Source organism: Halomonas sp. SIMBA_159 (assembly GCF_046536035.1).
GTDB classification, from domain to species: domain Bacteria; phylum Pseudomonadota; class Gammaproteobacteria; order Pseudomonadales; family Halomonadaceae; genus Vreelandella; species Vreelandella venusta_A.
Window position 1 is genome coordinate 1 of record NZ_JAWJBT010001699.1, and the last position, 233, is coordinate 233.

The 233-nt window shown below is 58.8% G+C and carries 1 protein-coding gene; it reads left to right on the forward strand.

Annotation, left to right across the window (positions count from 1 at the left end; genetic code table 11):
* Window positions 1-116, forward strand: a 116-nt coding sequence (locus tag R0J87_RS25005; RefSeq protein WP_498889723.1) for an AraC family transcriptional regulator, incomplete at its 5' end; no start/stop codon positions are given.
* Window positions 117-233: the final 117 nt, after the last annotated feature.

Here is a 233-nt window from a genome sequence, read left to right on the forward strand (position 1 = left end):
TTACCGAAGCCGCTTTCGCCGCGGGCTTCGGGAGCTACCCCCAGTTCCACCGGGTGTTCAAACAGAATCTTGGCATCTCTCCGGCCGAATACCGACGACGGATGGCGGCGCGGTAAGCGGGTCAACGCTCAGGCTGAATCACTTTTCACGATGTAGGCAAAGCGATCACTGTCGCAAGCATGTAGGGAATACAGCGGGGCTTAACCCGAAACGACGAGGTGCCGCGAATTGCG